16 protein-coding genes, 1 tRNA gene and 1 pseudogene are annotated in these 15,016 nt (G+C 59.8%); 7 read left to right on the forward strand and 11 right to left on the reverse strand.

Annotated features, from left to right (window positions below):
• Window positions 1–208 precede the first annotated feature (208 nt).
• From HBO09_RS09425 to HBO09_RS09435, 3 genes and pseudogenes are all read left to right on the forward strand, one after another.
• A tRNA-Ser gene (locus tag HBO09_RS09425) sits at window positions 209–298 on the forward strand.
• A 249-nt stretch (window positions 299–547) separates the two neighbouring features.
• Window positions 548–1,186 (forward strand): hypothetical protein, encoded by a 639-nt coding sequence (locus HBO09_RS09430; protein WP_169992674.1) that lies wholly within the window; start codon window positions 548–550, stop codon window positions 1,184–1,186.
• 34 nt (window positions 1,187–1,220) lie between these two features.
• Window positions 1,221–1,376 (forward strand): annotated as a pseudogene (locus HBO09_RS09435) (dienelactone hydrolase); the annotation flags it as partial.
• Here the strand turns inward: HBO09_RS09435 and HBO09_RS09440 are convergent.
• Window positions 1,373–2,032, reverse strand: a complete 660-nt coding sequence (locus tag HBO09_RS09440; protein WP_262381209.1) for an aminopeptidase P family protein — start codon at window positions 2,030–2,032, stop codon at window positions 1,373–1,375. The pseudogene HBO09_RS09435 and the gene HBO09_RS09440 sit on opposite strands and share 4 nt — an antisense overlap.
• A gap of 92 nt (window positions 2,033–2,124) precedes the next feature.
• Window positions 2,125–2,481 carry a DUF2784 domain-containing protein gene (locus tag HBO09_RS09445; RefSeq protein WP_169992673.1) on the reverse strand — a complete coding sequence of 119 codons (357 nt, stop codon included), beginning with the start codon at window positions 2,479–2,481 and terminating at the stop codon, window positions 2,125–2,127.
• A 115-nt stretch (window positions 2,482–2,596) separates the two neighbouring features.
• Between HBO09_RS09445 and HBO09_RS09450 the strand changes: the two genes are divergently transcribed.
• The gene (locus tag HBO09_RS09450) at window positions 2,597–3,286 is read left to right on the forward strand and encodes an HAD-IA family hydrolase (RefSeq protein WP_169992672.1); all 690 of its coding nucleotides are present in this window, start codon (window positions 2,597–2,599) and stop codon (window positions 3,284–3,286) included.
• Between the two features lie 34 nt (window positions 3,287–3,320).
• Here HBO09_RS09450 and HBO09_RS09455 read toward each other — a convergent pair whose 3' ends face one another.
• Window positions 3,321–4,067 (reverse strand): 3-oxoacyl-ACP reductase family protein, encoded by a 747-nt coding sequence (locus HBO09_RS09455; protein ID WP_169992671.1) that lies wholly within the window; start codon window positions 4,065–4,067, stop codon window positions 3,321–3,323.
• Between the two features lie 127 nt (window positions 4,068–4,194).
• Here HBO09_RS09455 and HBO09_RS09460 point away from each other — a divergent pair, with 127 nt between their 5' ends.
• Both HBO09_RS09460 and HBO09_RS09465 read left to right on the forward strand, forming a co-directional pair.
• Entirely contained in the window at window positions 4,195–5,118 is a 924-nt protein-coding gene (locus HBO09_RS09460; RefSeq protein WP_169992670.1) for a LysR family transcriptional regulator, read from the forward strand.
• A 79-nt stretch (window positions 5,119–5,197) separates the two neighbouring features.
• Window positions 5,198–5,656: an anti-virulence regulator CigR family protein gene (locus tag HBO09_RS09465; protein ID WP_169992669.1), complete on the forward strand. Its 459-nt coding sequence runs from the start codon at window positions 5,198–5,200 to the stop codon at window positions 5,654–5,656.
• A gap of 14 nt (window positions 5,657–5,670) precedes the next feature.
• On the opposite strand, the gene HBO09_RS09470 is transcribed toward HBO09_RS09465, so the two are convergent.
• The 3 genes from HBO09_RS09470 to HBO09_RS09480 all read right to left on the reverse strand — a co-directional run bounded on the left by HBO09_RS09470 (window position 5,671) and on the right by HBO09_RS09480 (window position 9,237).
• Window positions 5,671–6,399 (reverse strand): aspartate/glutamate racemase family protein, encoded by a 729-nt coding sequence (locus tag HBO09_RS09470; protein ID WP_169909944.1) that lies wholly within the window; start codon window positions 6,397–6,399, stop codon window positions 5,671–5,673.
• A 14-nt stretch (window positions 6,400–6,413) separates the two neighbouring features.
• Window positions 6,414–7,943, reverse strand: a complete 1,530-nt coding sequence (locus HBO09_RS09475) for an NCS1 family nucleobase:cation symporter-1 (RefSeq protein WP_169992668.1) — start codon at window positions 7,941–7,943, stop codon at window positions 6,414–6,416.
• Window positions 7,944–8,502: 559 nt separating this feature from the next.
• A complete protein-coding gene (locus tag HBO09_RS09480) occupies window positions 8,503–9,237 on the reverse strand; it encodes a phosphoadenylyl-sulfate reductase (RefSeq protein ID WP_169992667.1) in 735 nt (244 codons plus the stop codon).
• A gap of 154 nt (window positions 9,238–9,391) precedes the next feature.
• Here HBO09_RS09480 and thrH point away from each other — a divergent pair, with 154 nt between their 5' ends.
• The gene (gene thrH, locus HBO09_RS09485) at window positions 9,392–10,009 is read left to right on the forward strand and encodes a bifunctional phosphoserine phosphatase/homoserine phosphotransferase ThrH (protein WP_029298307.1); all 618 of its coding nucleotides are present in this window, start codon (window positions 9,392–9,394) and stop codon (window positions 10,007–10,009) included.
• A gap of 123 nt (window positions 10,010–10,132) precedes the next feature.
• Here the strand turns inward: thrH and HBO09_RS09490 are convergent, their stop codons facing one another.
• The 5 genes from HBO09_RS09490 to HBO09_RS09510 form a co-directional block, all read right to left on the reverse strand.
• Entirely contained in the window at window positions 10,133–10,489 is a 357-nt protein-coding gene (locus HBO09_RS09490; protein ID WP_169992666.1) for a transcriptional regulator, read from the reverse strand.
• Window positions 10,489–10,791: a type II toxin-antitoxin system HigB family toxin gene (locus HBO09_RS09495; RefSeq protein WP_169992665.1), complete on the reverse strand. Its 303-nt coding sequence runs from the start codon at window positions 10,789–10,791 to the stop codon at window positions 10,489–10,491. Before HBO09_RS09495 ends, HBO09_RS09490 begins: the two co-directional genes overlap by 1 nt.
• Window positions 10,792–11,040: 249 nt before the next feature.
• Window positions 11,041–12,384 carry an aminodeoxychorismate synthase component I gene (gene pabB / locus HBO09_RS09500; protein ID WP_169992664.1) on the reverse strand — a complete coding sequence of 448 codons (1,344 nt, stop codon included), beginning with the start codon at window positions 12,382–12,384 and terminating at the stop codon, window positions 11,041–11,043.
• A gap of 113 nt (window positions 12,385–12,497) precedes the next feature.
• Window positions 12,498–13,484: an alpha-L-glutamate ligase-like protein gene (locus tag HBO09_RS09505; protein ID WP_169992663.1), complete on the reverse strand. Its 987-nt coding sequence runs from the start codon at window positions 13,482–13,484 to the stop codon at window positions 12,498–12,500.
• Entirely contained in the window at window positions 13,484–15,016 is a 1,533-nt protein-coding gene (locus HBO09_RS09510; protein ID WP_169992662.1) for an inactive transglutaminase family protein, read from the reverse strand. The genes HBO09_RS09505 and HBO09_RS09510 overlap by 1 nt, the downstream gene beginning before the upstream one ends.

Here is a 15,016-nt window from a genome sequence, read left to right on the forward strand (position 1 = left end):
AGGCCATGACAGCGCTCGCCAGCCACTCTTCACCCCTGTCGACAGGCCTTGAGAATGGCACAATCGCCACCCTTCACCCCACACCAGAGGGATGCAGGTCGAGATAACCGTCTAAGCGCATGAAAATTCTGAAAAAAACCTTTGCCATCGGAAAAGCTTTCGACTACATTAGCGCGCCTCGACAGACTGAATCAGTTTGACGAGATACGGTGAAGTGTCCGAGTGGCTTAAGGAGCACGCCTGGAAAGTGTGTATACAGGAAACTGTATCGAGAGTTCGAATCTCTCCTTCACCGCCACATTCTACAAACACACACCCCCGGTTTTCTTCGAGAAAGCCGGGGGTTTGTGGTTTCTGGCATCTGGAAAAAGGAGATACGGGGTAGATGACTGGTTTTCCAGGTCTGCGAACGGTTCCCCCATCCCATTGGCCAGCCAGTCTTTTGAGCGAAGCAGCATTTCTGCGTGGCCGGGTGGCAAGTGGGCAACTGCGCGGCCTTCATAGTATCGTTGCGGCCTCCAACCCTCACAGGATATGAAGGTTACCCATGCGTTTACTCTTCCCGCTGGCTGTCAGCCTGGCTCTTATTGGCTGCGCCACGACTAAAACCGATGTTCGCAACGAAGTGCAAATCAGCAAATATGATCCGGCCAACACTGCTCGTGTTCGCTTGATCACGGGTGATACCACCAACGCGGGCTTTATCAGTGGCCAGACCTGCGAGATGTTTTACAACGAGTCCCTGCTGACCAAAACGCCTGAAGAGGCTGGGTGGCAAACCGCGCATGTCGACTCGGCAGGTCTGTACCCTTTTCGGGCGACAGACAGCCAGAACAGTGTGATTGGCATGCCTGCCAGTAAGGCGAGCAAAGCCATCAATCAGTCGCCCAAGGTGTTTGACGAGCATGTCATTGCGGCCGGCAAACCCTTTATTGCAGGGTTTGGCATGGGTGGATCGCAAATCTCCTGCTTTCCCGCGCCCGTCACACTCATCCCCGAGCCTGGCAAAGACTATGAGATGGAACTTCAAATTATAAAGATCAGCACGTTCAAGGCCGGCTGCGTGATTGCTGTTCGCCAACTCTCCACTCAGGCCAATACCACGGTGGAAACGCCGCTAAGACCGCAGGTGTGTGCCAAGACCCCGTCGGGCTGGTACACCGCCAACGCTGCGCCTTTGCCTTGAAATGCCAGAACAGGACGCAGGTGAGCAGGTAAGGGCGGTGTGCAAGCCGGGCGGTGAGGCGTTGATCGAAGAGAGCTCGCCGGGCGATGGCATGATCTGCAGGGATGGCGCAGGTGCCCGCCCACGTGAGGTGATCCAGCAGCAGACCACCTCATTGATTGTGGAGTTTCTGGCGCGGCAACAAGGCTAGGCCAGTAAGTCCTCATAAAACGCGCCATACGGTTTGCTCGGATGAGCAATCTGGATCTCCAGGATCCACAGCCCTTCATTGGGGTAGTGCGCGAAATCCCCCAAGTCACCACCACGATGGATGGCATGGGGGTAGTCGCTGACGCGGTGCCCCTTGATGCTCAGGTTCAGTACCCAGCCCATGTCCCGGGCCTGTTCCTCGGCATAGCGATACAGCTCAAGGCCCACGACTTTTTCGGTTTTCCAGCGAAACTGCACCCGGTCGAACAGCTCTTTGGCCGCGCTCGCACAAGCGGCCATTTGCGGGTCGCTGCCGGTGGTAAATGTGGCGCCGGCGTCGCCTTCGTGGCCTTGCCACACCGCACCCATGTCGATAAAGAAGATGTCGTCCTCGGTTAATACTGGATCGCCGTCCGAGCGCTGCTTGAAGGTCTTGAGGGTGTTGGCGCCAAATCGCACCAGCAGCGGGTGCCAGATGCGCTGCATGTCCAGCTCGGCAAGCACGTGCTTGCCCAGTTCCCGGGCCTCGGATTCGAGCATGCCGGGGCGGATCTGCTGGGCCAGTTGCTCGATGGCGCGCCAGGTCATGGCTTGGGCGTGGCGCATGGAGTCGATGCTGTAGGCGGCGCCCACGGCTTCCTTCGAAGGTGCGTTCAACGGGGTGTCCTCGGTTTTTATAGGCTGATCGTTATGTCTTTCACTATATAGCGAAGAATTGTGATCGGGATACCCATGCCTGCACCGAATCGCTACCAGCGCCTGACCAGGCGCGTATACACCGCAACATTGATCGCCAGGACCAGCGCGCCCAGGCCCAGTTGGATCTGTGGTGTCAGCCCCGCGGGATATATCAGGGCAATAATGTAATGCTCGATAAAGCCTGCGCCATAACCCTCTTGCCCGGCGAGGTGGCGTAACAGGTTTTCCCAGCGGGTCAGGGGGCAGGGCAGGTGGAAGAACTCGACGGCCATGCCCCAGGCTGCGGCGGGCAAGTGCAGCCAGATGACCCGGCGCCACCGCAGGGCGAGCAGGCCACCGAACAGCACAAACAGGATAAAACACAGGTGAAACAGCACCAGGCTGTCGGCAGCAATGCGCAAAAGCATATCGGGTTCGCTTGGACGGGGAGGGCGCCAGTCTAAGGGATAATGAGTTGCTTGCAGGCTGGCAGGGCCGTTATTGTGCTGAATCCTTTTAGTCCTTTGCCACGGATCTTTTGTGATGAGCGCATCGCGTACTGCTGTCGGCCCGATCAAGGCCGTGATTTTCGATATGGACGGGTTGTTGCTGGACACCGAAGGCATCTACACCGAAGTCACACAGATTATCGCCGAGCGCTATGGCCGCACCTACGACTGGGGCATCAAGCAGCACATTATTGGCCGTGGCGCCCAGGATCTGGCCGAGTATGTGGTCAAGGCGCTGGACTTGCCGATCACGCCTGAAGAGTTCCTGCGCATCCGCGAGCCGTTGATGAGCGAGCGTTTTCCCAAGGCACTGGGCATGCCGGGCGCCGAGGCGTTGGTACGGCATTTAAAGGCGCACGATATTCCCATCGCCGTGGGCACCAGTTCGTCGCGCAATTCGTTTGGCCACAAGACCACGCTGCACCGGGAGTGGTTTGGCCTGTTCGGTACCATCGTCACTGCCGACGACCCGGAGGTCGGCGCTGCCAAGCCTGCGCCGGACATCTTCCTCACCGCCGCCCGCCGCCTGGGCGTTGCGCCCCAGGATTGCCTGGTGTTTGAAGACTCGCCGTTTGGCGTGACCGCTGCCAAGGCCGCGAACATGACCGCCATCGCAGTGCCTGATGAGGCCATGGCCGACAGCAAGTACGCTCACGCCGACCAGATCATCCGCAAACTTGCGGACTTCGACTTGGCGGCCTACGGCCTGCCGCCGCTGCGCTGAATTGTAGGAGCCGGCTTGCCGGCTCCTACAAGCGTCATGCGCTGAAGCCACCATCGATGGTCAAGCTTGCGCCGGTGATGTACCCAGCCTCCGGCCCTGCCAGGTAAGCCACAAAGCTGGCGATCTCTTCCACCTGCCCATACCGACCGACCGCCATCAGGCCAATCAGGCTCTCGGCAAATTCACTGTTGGCCGGGTTCATATCGGTGTCCACCGGGCCTGGCTGCACGTTGTTGATGGTAATCCCTCGTGGTCCCAGGTCGCGCGCCAGGCCTTTGGTCAGGCCCACCAGCGCGGCTTTGCTCATGGCATACGGGCCGCCACCGGCGAAGGGCATGCGCTCAGCGTTGGTACTGCCGATATTGATGATGCGACCCCCTTCGCCCATGTGCCGGGCCGCTTCCTGGGTGGCAATAAACACGCTGCGCACGTTGATGGCCAAGGTCTGGTCAAAGTCTTCCAGTTTGAAATCCTCCAGCGGGCCGACCGCCAGCACACCGGCGTTGTTCACCAGGATATCCAGGCGCCCGAACGCGTCGACAGTGGCACTGACGGCATTGCGGATGGCGCTTGCATCGGCACTGTCGGCTTGAATCGCCAGGGCCTTGCCGCCAGCGCGAATGACGCTGTTTTGCAAGTCTTCGGCCTTGGCGGCGGAGCTGACGTAGGTAAAGGCAACAGCTGCGCCTTGCGCTGCCAAGCGTTGGACGATGGCGGCACCGATGCCGCGGGAGCCGCCCTGGATCAAGGCAACTTTGCCGCTGAGGTTTTGCGTAGTCATGTCGATCTCCAGATCATTCAAGGCGAGGTTGCCTTGTTGTTGGAGGGGAGTATCGACCTCGTTGACCAGCCTCGGTAGACCGCGATTGCTATAGTCTGTGTAAACCAAAAGTTTAGAGTGTGGCGAGATGGAGAGCTTTGGCAGTATCGAATGCTTTGTGCGCAGTGCCGAAGGCGGCAGCTTTGCCGAAGCGGCCCGGCACCTGAGTCTGACCCCGGCAGCCGTCGGCAAAAGCGTCGCCAAATTGGAGGCGCGACTGGGGGTGCGACTGTTTCAGCGCAGTACGCGGCGCCTGACATTGACCGAAGCCGGCAAGTTGTTCCTGGAGCAAGTCGGCGCCAGTCTCACCACCATCCAGAATGCCGTGGCCAACCTGGCCAGCGCCGAAGGGCGGCCCGTGGGTACGCTCAAAGTGAGTATGGGCACGGTATTCGGCAACCGCTATGTGGTGCCGCTGTTGGCAGAGTTTCTGCGACGATTTCCCGATATCAGTCCTGACTGGCATTTTGATAATCGCCAGGTCGACCTTATCGGCCAGGGTTTTGATGCGGCCATCGGCGGCGGGTTCGATCTGCCCCAAGGCGTGGTCGCGCGCAAGCTGACCCCGGCCCATCGGATTTTGGTGGCCTCGCCCGATTACCTGGCGCAACGCCTGCCCGTGCGTGTCCCAGAAGACCTGGGTTTGTGCAATGGCATCCTGATCCGCTCGCCGCAAACCGGCCGCGTGCGGACCTGGCAATTGACCAATCGCGCCCGCGAACAGCGGCCGTTGATGCTCAAACCGCGCATGACCATGGGCGACTCCGAAGCCGCGTGCTGCGCTTGCACCCAAGGCCTGGGCATTGCCCTGGTCAGCATGCCGATGGCCGTGCCGTTTCTGGAAAGTGGCGCCGTGGTGAGGGTGTTGCCCGACTGGTACGTCGATGACGGCAATATCTCCCTGTATTACGCCGAGCACAAACTGCTGCCGGGCAAGACCCGGGTATTTGTCGACTTCATCCTCGAGCAGTTTGCCCAGCAGCAGTTGGCGCAGCGGTTCAGCGCGGTTTAGCGCTCGCCGCTGAACTTGTTACCCACTACTGTTCTAAGCTGATACGAGCCAATGGGGCTTGCGACTGTCGAGACGGATCATGTCCATATCACGCGCTTTACTCGTATTTACCAGCTTGGCGTTGATTGCAGGCTCCCCGGCGCTGTTGGCCGATCCCGGCAACGGCAACGGCAAGGACAAAGGCAGTGCCCATGGCAATAAGGGCGGCGGCCAGGGTAATCAGGGCCAGGGTGGTGGCAAGAAGGGCGCGGGAGCTCATTACAATGGCCCGCAAATTGACATCGGCGGTGTGCGGGGCATCATCGGTGATAACCGCGACTACTGGCGCGGCGATTCATCCCTGCCGCCGGGTATCCAGAAAAACCTGGCCCGGGGCAAACCCCTGCCACCGGGGATAGCCAAGAAACTCGATGGACGCCTGTTGGGGCGCCTGCCCCATTACGACGGCTACGAATGGCAGCAGGCGGGCACCGACCTGATCCTGGTGACGATTGCCACCGGGATCATTTATGAAGTGCTCAATGACGTCTTGAACTGACCGAAATCGGCGATTCAGCGTGCGAACCTGCCCGGCCAACCGATGATGTTCTTTGGCCGGGGGGGCGCATAAGTGCGCACCTTCGAAGTCGACAACCCCAGCCTCACCAGTGCTTCGGCCAGGGTTACGGCGGCGGTCACGCCATCCACCACTGGTACCCCGGTGCGCTGGCGGATCTGTTCATCCAGCCCGGCCATGCCGCCGCAACCCAGGCAGATCACTTCGGCCTTGTCTTCGCTGATGGCCAACTCGGCCTGGCGCACGATGGCTTCCATGGCTCGCAACGGGTGTTCCTCCAGTTCCAGCACCGCCATACCGCTGGCCCGCACCGAGGCGCAGCGCTCATACAGCCCGGAAAGCTTGAGCCGGTCTTCGATCAACGGCACCGTGCGGTCCAGGGTGGTAACCACTGAGTAAGCATGGCCGAGAAACATGGCGGTGCTGGCGGCGGCATCGGTGATATCTACTACCGGCACGTTCAACAATTCTTGCAGGCCTTCGCGGCCATGTTCGCCATAACCGGCCTGGATGACCGCATCGAATGGCTGATCGTAGGCCATCACCCGATCCATCACCGCGATGGCCGCCAGGTAGCTTTCGAAATTGCCTTCTACCGATTCGGCGCCGAAAAACGGCGTCAGCCCGACAATTTCGGTGCCCGCCGCCGCCACGCTGCGGGCCTGCTGGGCAATGGCCTCGGTGATGGATTCGGTGGTGTTGACGTTGACGACGAGAATGCGCATGGAATGCTCCCTGATCAATGACTGACGTTGTCGACAGCGATGCTCTCGCCGCTGATATCGGCATAGACCGGCTGGCGCTTGGCGATCAGCAGATACAGCACCCCGCCAATGCCGGCGCCAAACAGCCAGGAGAACGGCGAGACGCTGGCAAAACCCGGCAGCAGCGCCAGCACAATGGCAATCACCGCCGCCGGGACAAACGCGGCCACCGCCCGCAGGTTGACCCCGCGGCTGTAGTAATACGCCCCGTTGGGATCTTCGCTGTACAACTGCGGCACGTCGATCCGGCCCTTACGGATCAACCAGTAATCCACCATGATCACGCCATACAGTGGGCCCAGCAGGGCACCGAGGCCGGAAAGGAAGTACACAATCACCAGGGGGCTGTTGTAGAGGTTCCAAGGCAGGATGAGCACCGCGAGAAACGCGCTGATCAGCCCGGCGCGGCGGAAGTTCAGGTACTTGGGCGCCAGGTTGCTCAAGACAAAGGCCGGGGCAACGAAGTTGGCCATGATGTTCACCGCCACCGTGACGATCAGGAATGCCAGGCAGCCCAGCACCAGGAAGAAGGTATTGGGAATGGCCGCGATGATCTGGGTCGGGCTTTCGATCACCTGGCCATTGAGTTGGAACTGCCCGCCGCACAACAGCACGGTGATGATCGCGAACACCAGGATATTCACCGGCAGGCCCCAGAAGTTACCGACCTGGATGGTCTTGCGGCAGGGCGATGAACGGGCGAAGTCGCAGAAATTGAGGATCAGGGTGCCGTAGATCGCCAACCACAAGGCGCCACCGGCAAAGATGTTGCGCCACATCTCGCCACCGCTCAGGGGCTCGCGGATTGACCAGGCGATATTGCCGCTTGCCTGGAAATACATCCAACCGGCCAGCGCCGCGACAGTCAGCAGGATGACCGGGCCGGCAAAGCCTTCGTAGCGTCGGACCATTTCCATGCCATAGGCCAGGATCACCAGTTGCACGAACCAGATCAGCACAAAACATGCCCAGCCCAAGGTTGAAAGGCCGAGGATCGAGTTATGGTCGTAGTCGGAAAATCCTGGATCAATCGCCACCAATAGAACGCGGAACACCACTGATGCGAGGTAGGTTTGAATCCCGAACCAGGCGATGGCAATCACCGCCCGGATAAGCGCAGGTATTTGCGCGCCATATATGCCGAAACTGATCCGGCTGATCACCGGAAACGGCACACCGGTTTTCTGGCCCATATAGCCGGACAGATTCATAAAGAAATACACCAGCGCCGCGCCGATCCCCAGTGACAACAGAATCTGCCAGCCACCCAGCCCCAGTGCGTACAAGCCGATGGCGAAGGAATAGTTGGCGATGTTGTGCACATCGTTGGTCCACAGGGCGAAGATGCTATAGCCACCCCAGCGCCGGCCTTCGACCTTGGTCGGCGCCAGGTCCTTGTTGTGCAGGCGTGGGCTGAGCACCAGCAGGCCGGGGTTTGCGGCCGTGGGGCTGCCTGTGGAGGAGGGCAGATCCAGTGCGAGATTATTGGGGAGAGTTGTGCGCATTCCGGCAGGCTCCTGGCATCTGCAGCAGGCGCTGGGTTGCAGGGCGCCTGGCATGCGGACACAAAGTGTATGAAGGTTGTTGTTGAAGTTGTATACAAAGACTTCAACTCCCTTAGCCACTTGTGTGCCAGGTTTTTATCTATCAAAAGCTTGGCTAATTTCGTTTTTGCAGGTTTGATTAATAAATAGCTGAATTTAAACAACTATAAATTGACCGTTTGAACAGGTATTTATTTTGTTGCGGGAATGTAGGCGTGGAGGATGTAGGAAGTTGGCCGAAGTGGGGTGTAACTTTTCGGTGCGAAATAATTGAAGTGCACACAAAAATGGCACTGTTAGTGACAATATTGTGTACGGGATTTTTCGGCAGGGTGAATGAAGTGTGCGGGCTTATTGTGGCGAGCGGGCTTGCCGGAACGCCGTATCGCCCGCGCTGGGTGGCGCAGCCGCCCCAACGGTATGTCTGAAACAACCGCGATGCCTGGAGTGGGGCTGCTACGCAGCCCAGCGGGGGGCGAGCCCGCTCGCCACAAAGCGCTATAGTCGGAGGGGGCCGGTTTCAGGCCTTGCTGATGATATTCCCCGCATGCAACCCGCATTCCTTCTGGGTTGCTTCTTCCCACCACCAACGGCCTTCGCGCTCATGCTGGTTCGGCAACACCGGGCGGGTGCAAGGCTCGCAGCCGATGCTGATAAAGCCGCGCTCGTGCAGGCTGTTGTAGGGCAGCTCCAGCATGCGGATATAGCCCCAGATCTCTTCACTGGTCATTTGTGCCAGCGGGTTGAACTTGTAGAGGGTGCGTTCCGGCGTGGAGAACGCCGTGTCGATTTCCAGGGCCGCCACCTGGCTGCGGGTGCCGGGGCTCTGGTCGCGGCGCTGGCCGGTGGCCCAGGCGCTGACGCCAGAGAGTTTGCGGCGCAGCGGTTCGATCTTGCGCACGCCACAGCATTCGCCATGGCCGTCCTTGTAGAAGCTGAACAGGCCCTTCTCCTTGACGAAGGGTTCCAGCTTGCTCTGGTCCGGCGAGATCAACTCGATATCGATCTTGTAGAAGTCGCGCACCTGCTCGATAAACCGGTAGGTCTCCGGATGCAGGCGGCCGGTGTCGAGGCTGAAGACCTTGACGTTTTTGTTCAGCTTCCAGGCCATATCCACCAGCACCACGTCCTCGGCACCGCTGAAGGAAATCCACAGGTCATCGCCGAACTGGCTGAACGCCAGCTTGAGGATGTCTTGGGCGGACTTGTTGGCATAGGTCGCGGCGAGTTCAGCGACGTCGAAGGCTTGGTTCATCAGGACGGTTCCTACAGGTCAGTGGCGCTGAGCGCTCTATAGGGGTGGGATGTTAACAAAATCCGCCCTGCGTTGCGGCGGCCAGCGCGAATCGCTAGAGTTCGGCAGTCCTTTTACTCGCTCAACTGAAAAAAAATCCAAATGGGAGTGTCTTGTGGAAATTGCCTGTCTCGACCTGGAAGGGGTGCTGGTTCCGGAAATCTGGATCGCCTTCGCTGAAAAAACCGGTATTGAATCCTTGCGGGCCACCACCCGGGACATTCCCGACTACGACGTGCTGATGAAGCAGCGCCTGCGGATTCTTGACGAGCACGGCTTGAAACTGTCGGATATCCAGGAAGTGATCGCCACCCTCAAACCGCTGGAGGGCGCCATCGAGTTCGTCGATTGGCTGCGCGAGCGCTTCCAGGTGGTGATCCTCTCGGACACCTTCTATGAATTCTCCCAGCCGTTGATGCGTCAACTGGGCTTCCCGACCCTGCTTTGCCACCGCCTGATCACCGATGAAAATGATCGGGTGGTGAGCTATCAACTGCGCCAGAAAGACCCCAAGCGCCAGTCGGTACTGGCCTTCAAGACCCTGTACTACCGGGTCATTGCTGCAGGTGATTCGTACAACGACACCACCATGTTGGGTGAGGCGGATCGTGGGATTCTGTTCCATGCGCCGGAGAATGTGATTCGCGAGTTCCCGCAATTCCCAGCGGTGCATACCTTTGAGGACTTGAAGCGGGAGTTCATCAAGGCCTCGAATCGGTCGTTGAGCCTGTAAGTAATTTAGCGAGGCGGACGGCTTCATCGCGAGCAAGCTCGCTCCCCCATTTTCGACTGTGTTTGCAGAGCAAAAATGTGGGAGTGGGCTTGCCCGCGATGAGGCCCTCGAAAACCCTGAAGATCAAGCTCCCGCAAGCAACCGCTCATAGGGAATGCGCAAGCCCTCGTGCAGGCGCTTGATCATGGCCAGGCTCAGCTTGCGCTTGTGGTTCAGCACTTCGGACACTCGGCCGCTGGAGCCGATAAAGGGCTCCAGGTCGCGCGCCGTCAGGCCCATCTGGTCCATACGGAATTTGATGGCTTCCACCGGATCGGAAGGCGGCATGGGAAAGTGTTCGTCTTCGTATCTCTCGATCAGCAGCGCGAGAATTTCCAGCTCATCACCTTCCGGCGAGCCGATCTGCGCCCCCCATAACTGATCCACACGCGCCAGCGCAGCGGCCAGGTCTTCTGGGGTACGAATAGGTTTGATGTTCATCACACAATCTCCGCGTTGATCTGGTCGTACTGGGCGTGAGTGCCAACAAACCGTATGAAACCCAGCTGCCGCAAGTAGTCGATCGCCATGACCACCCGATACTTATTGCCACCAATATTGAACACGACCCTTCCTCCTTTGAGAACGCTTGCGGTTCGAAGCGCCATCTTCAGGTCTTGTGGCGTGTGATAGGTGGACTTCTCCAGATGGCGATACCATTCAACCAGTGGTGTTTTTGAGTCGGTATAAGCCTGATTGCTTTCCCAGAACTCCCTTAAGGCGGCTCTTGCGATTATTCGCATATATCGAACCTCCCAATTTGGGAGATATTAGGCGTCGCTTCCGGGATTTTCAACCCCAGACAGGCAACGCGATGTGTAGGAAATGGGCTTTGCTTCAACGTAGCAAGCGATAAAACGACAAAGGCAACAAGCAGTCGATCCATGTGATCCCTCACAGACGGCCAAGTAACTTCGAAGCGAGACGCTATCCCTGCGCCCCGATGCTGTCCACGGCGGTTCTGATTCAGGTTCTTTCCCTGGGAGGTGGGTTTACAGCGCTTCCAGCGTCTCCAGCAACACCCGCACCTTGGTCATCGATTCCTGATACTCCGCCTGCCACTGGGAGTCGGCAACGATCCCGCCGCCGCCCCAACAACAGACCTGGCCGTCCTTGACCAGCAGGCTGCGAATGGCGATGGAACTGTCCATCTCGCCGCGCACATCCAGGTAGAGCAACGAGCCGCAGTACAGCCCGCGGCGGGTGGGTTCCAGTTCGTCGATGATCTGCATCGCGCGGATCTTCGGCGCACCGGTGATCGAGCCGCCGGGGAAGCTGCCGGCGATCAGGTCCAAGGCGTCTTTGCCGTCAGCCAGTTCGCCGGTCACGCTGCTGACCAGGTGATGCACATTCGGATAGCTTTCCAGGCTGAACAACTCCGGCACCTTGACCGAGCCGGTGCGGCAGGTGCGGCCCAGGTCATTGCGCAGCAGGTCGACGATCATCAGGTTCTCCGCGCGATCCTTGGGGCTGGCCAGGAGTTCGGCGGCGTTGGCGGCATCTTCTTGAGGCGTCAGCCCCCGAGGCCGGGTGCCCTTGATCGGCCGGGTTTCCACCTGGCGCTGGCTGACCCGTACGAAACGCTCCGGTGAAAGGCTTACTACCGCGCCGTCATCCGGCAGGCTCTGGAAGCCGGAGAACGGCGTCGGGCACGCTGCGCGCAGGGCGCAATAGGCGACCCATGGATCCCCGTTGCAGGTCGCGCGAAAGCGTTGGGCGAAGTTGACCTGATAGCAATCACCGGCCTGGATATAGGCCTGGATGCGGGCCAAGGCTTGCTCATAGGCTTCGGCGCTCAGGTCCGGGGTCATCCGGGTGTGCAGCTTGAAGCTGGCCTGGGTCTGGGCGGCAGGTTGGCTGAACAGGGCCAGCAGCCGTTGCCGTTCGCTTTCCTGCAGTTTCGGATGGAACACCAATTGGCTGGTGCGCGCCTGATGGTCGCTGATCAGCGCCCAGGCGTAGAGGCCAAAACGCGCATCGGGCAGACCCAGGTCGTCGATTGCCTGGTGCGGCAGTTGTTCCAGGTGGCGGCCAAAGTCGTAGCTCAGGTAACCGATCAGGCCGCCGGCAAACGGTAGCTCATAAGGTGCGGGCAGGCTCGCTTCACCCAGCAGCGTCAGGTTTTCCCGCAGGCGTTGCAGGAAATCGCTACCGCTTTCATCCGGCCACACCGCCAACGTTGCTTCCGGCCAGGCGCTGAGCAGGTCATAACGACCCCGCTCGGCTGCTGGTCGGCCGCTGTCCAGCAGTACGGCCCCGGGTGCATGGCGGATCGCCGCAAAATACTCGGCGGGGTTGGCGTGGTAGGGCAGCGGGTGTACGGAGCAGGTCGACATGCGGGGGTGTATCAGCCATGGGCGCGGGGGAGGGGATTGTAGTCCCCTCAAGGATTTGCTCCTAGAGGGGATGTCGGGGATTGCTGGATGGAGGACGGAGCCGGGTGCAGGTTTCAGCCTTCCACGGGCGGAATATGCCCAAACATTTCCTGGGCAAATCTCACGCGTTCTTCCGCCGTTTCCGTCACGCCCGCCGCCTTCAGCTCTTCAAGGCGAGCCTCCACTGCATGGGTACGCAAGGTCAGGCCGCAATCGTTGGCGATCTGGATGTTCAACCCAGGCCGAGCATTGAGTTCGAGGATCAGCGGGCCTTTTTCCTGGTCCAGCACCATGTCCACACCGATGTAGCCCAGCCCGCAGAGCTCGTAGCAGCCGGCGGCGAGTTTCATGAAACCATCCCAGTTGGGCAGTTGCACACCGTCCACCGCGTTGGTGGTGTCGGGGTGCTTGGTGATGATGTTGTTCAGCCAGGTGCCGCGCAGGGTCAGGCCGGTCGCCAGGTCCACACCGACGCCAATCGCGCCCTGGTGCAGGTTGGCCTTGCCGCCGGATTGGCGGGTTGGCAAGCGCAGCATGGCCATCACCGGGTAGCCCATCAGCACGATAATGCGGATGTCCGGCACCCCTTCGTAGCTGATGCTCTTGAAGATCTGGTCGGGCACCACGCGGTATTCGATCAATGCGCGGTCACGGTGACCGCCCAGGGAATACAGGCCGGTGAGGATGCTGGAAATCTGGTGCTCGATTTCCTCATGGCTGATGATCTTGCCGGACACCGTGCGATAGCGTCCCTCAAAACGGTCGGCGATCACCAGGATGCCGTCGCCGCCGGCGCCCTGGGCCGGCTTGATCACGAAGTCGCTACGGCCACCGATGATTTCGTCGAGCTTGTCGATTTCTTTCTCGGTGGAAATGATCCCGTACATCTCCGGCACGTGGATGCCGGCCTGGATCGCCCGTTCCTTGGTGATGATCTTGTCATCGACAATCGGATACAGGCTGCGCTTGTTGTACTTGAGCACGTAGTCGGCGTTACGCCGGTTGATGCCCATGATGCCCCGCGCTTCCAGGGCCTTCCAGGTCTTCCAGAACCCGAACATTACGAATCAGCCTTGAGGAAGGCCTTGAAACGCACCAGCTCGGTCAGGCGGTAGCCACGATAGCGACCCATGGCCAGCATGAAGCCCACGAGGATCAACAGGATCGCCGGGAAGGTGAACACGAAGTAGATCAACTCCGGCACGCTCATGATCAGGTGTGCCAGGGACGCAGCGAACAGGGTGCCGATCGCGACTTTCATCGCATGGCCACCGCCGCGTTCTTCCCAGGTGATCGACAGGCGTTCGATGGTCATGGTCAGGATCACCATCGGGAACAACGCCACCGACAGGCCGCGCTCCAGGCCCAGCTTATGGCTGAACAGGCTGATGGCGGCGATCAGCACCACCACAAAGGTCAGCACCACCGACAGGCGTGGCAGCATTTGCAGCTTCAAGTGCTCCAGGTACGAGCGTAGAGACAGCCCGAGCGCCGTGATCACCGTAAACAGCACGATGCCAAAGCCCAGTTGCGTCTCGCGAAAGGCCAGGGCGATCAGTACCGGGGTGAACGTGCCCAGGGTCTGCAGGCCGATCAGGTTGCGCAGGATCAGGATCACCAGCACGCCAATCGGGATCATCACCATGATCATGAAGGTCTGCTGGGTTTGCAGTGGCAGGCCGTACAGCGAGTATTCGAGGAAGTTGGCGTCGGTGTTCTCGTCCGTCAGCTTGGCCAGGCGGATTGCGTTCATCTCGCTGTTGTTCAGGCTGAAGGTCACGGCGGCTTTCTTGCCGCCATCGACGGTGATCAGGTTTTCATCGCCGGTCCACCACAGCAGGCGATCGGAGGGCAGGCCCTGTTCGCCGGTTTCCGGGTTGAAGTACAGCCAGTCGTTGCCATTGAAGCTGCGCAGCCACAGTTCCGGGGTTTGCGGCTGGTCGGCCACCAGGCGGAGGGTGTGGACCTTTTCCACCGGTACGTGGGCGATGGACAGCAGCAACTCGACGATCTTGGCCTTGTGCGGCGTCGATGGATCGCCCGCCAGCAGCAGCTTGACGTTGTCGTCGTTGAGGTTGTTGGTGCGCTTGATGGCTTCGCTGATAAACGTTTCGACATCGGCCGAGTGCTGGCGGATTGGCGCCAGCAGGGCTTCGGCGGCGACTTTTTCCGGGCCTTCCACGGCGATGCTGTCGCGGAAGGTCGGGCCCTTGACCTTGACCTTTTCACCGCTGTAGCGCTTGGTCAGCACCAGGCGGTAGTAGAGGGTCTGGTTACCCTTGGCACGCCGCGCCGACCAGGTGACCTTGCGGTTGCCGTCGATGCGGTTGACGCTCACCCCGTAGTTATTGGAGATGAAGCTCTCGTTGAGGCTGACGAAGTCGCGGCTCAGGGGCGGCACGAACATCTGGACCTTTACCGGGTCCTTGGCGTTGGCGACGAACTCGACCTTGGCGTCGATGTTCCACAGGTCGTCAGTGGCGTCTTCGGTCACCGGGATGCCGAGGACGAAGATCTGATAGGCCGTGACCGAAATGCCCAGTACCACCAGGATGGCGATCAGAATCTTCAGGTGCATAGTAAGAGAGCGCAT

The sequence above is a fragment of the Pseudomonas sp. WS 5027 genome (assembly GCF_012985695.1).
In the GTDB taxonomy this organism is placed as follows: Bacteria; Pseudomonadota; Gammaproteobacteria; order Pseudomonadales; family Pseudomonadaceae; genus Aquipseudomonas; species Aquipseudomonas hygromyciniae.

What these genes read in the sequence shown, in the direction of transcription:
- HBO09_RS09430 (WP_169992674.1), top strand. Translation starts at nt 548, where the DNA reads ATGCGTTTACTCTTCCCGCTGGCTGTCAGCCTGGCTCTTATTGGCTGC.
- HBO09_RS09445 (WP_169992673.1), bottom strand. Translation starts at nt 2,481, where the DNA reads ATGCTTTTGCGCATTGCTGCCGACAGCCTGGTGCTGTTTCACCTGTGT.
- HBO09_RS09450 (WP_169992672.1), top strand. Translation starts at nt 2,597, where the DNA reads ATGAGCGCATCGCGTACTGCTGTCGGCCCGATCAAGGCCGTGATTTTC.
- HBO09_RS09455 (WP_169992671.1), bottom strand. Translation starts at nt 4,067, where the DNA reads ATGACTACGCAAAACCTCAGCGGCAAAGTTGCCTTGATCCAGGGCGGC.
- HBO09_RS09460 (WP_169992670.1), top strand. Translation starts at nt 4,195, where the DNA reads ATGGAGAGCTTTGGCAGTATCGAATGCTTTGTGCGCAGTGCCGAAGGC.
- HBO09_RS09465 (WP_169992669.1), top strand. Translation starts at nt 5,198, where the DNA reads ATGTCCATATCACGCGCTTTACTCGTATTTACCAGCTTGGCGTTGATT.
- HBO09_RS09470 (WP_169909944.1), bottom strand. Translation starts at nt 6,399, where the DNA reads ATGCGCATTCTCGTCGTCAACGTCAACACCACCGAATCCATCACCGAG.
- HBO09_RS09475 (WP_169992668.1), bottom strand. Translation starts at nt 7,943, where the DNA reads ATGCGCACAACTCTCCCCAATAATCTCGCACTGGATCTGCCCTCCTCC.
- HBO09_RS09480 (WP_169992667.1), bottom strand. Translation starts at nt 9,237, where the DNA reads ATGAACCAAGCCTTCGACGTCGCTGAACTCGCCGCGACCTATGCCAAC.
- HBO09_RS09490 (WP_169992666.1), bottom strand. Translation starts at nt 10,489, where the DNA reads ATGAACATCAAACCTATTCGTACCCCAGAAGACCTGGCCGCTGCGCTG.
- HBO09_RS09495 (WP_169992665.1), bottom strand. Translation starts at nt 10,791, where the DNA reads ATGCGAATAATCGCAAGAGCCGCCTTAAGGGAGTTCTGGGAAAGCAAT.
- pabB (WP_169992664.1), bottom strand. Translation starts at nt 12,384, where the DNA reads ATGTCGACCTGCTCCGTACACCCGCTGCCCTACCACGCCAACCCCGCC.
- HBO09_RS09505 (WP_169992663.1), bottom strand. Translation starts at nt 13,484, where the DNA reads ATGTTCGGGTTCTGGAAGACCTGGAAGGCCCTGGAAGCGCGGGGCATC.
- HBO09_RS09510 (WP_169992662.1), bottom strand. Translation starts at nt 15,016, where the DNA reads ATGCGCTCTCTTACTATGCACCTGAAGATTCTGATCGCCATCCTGGTG.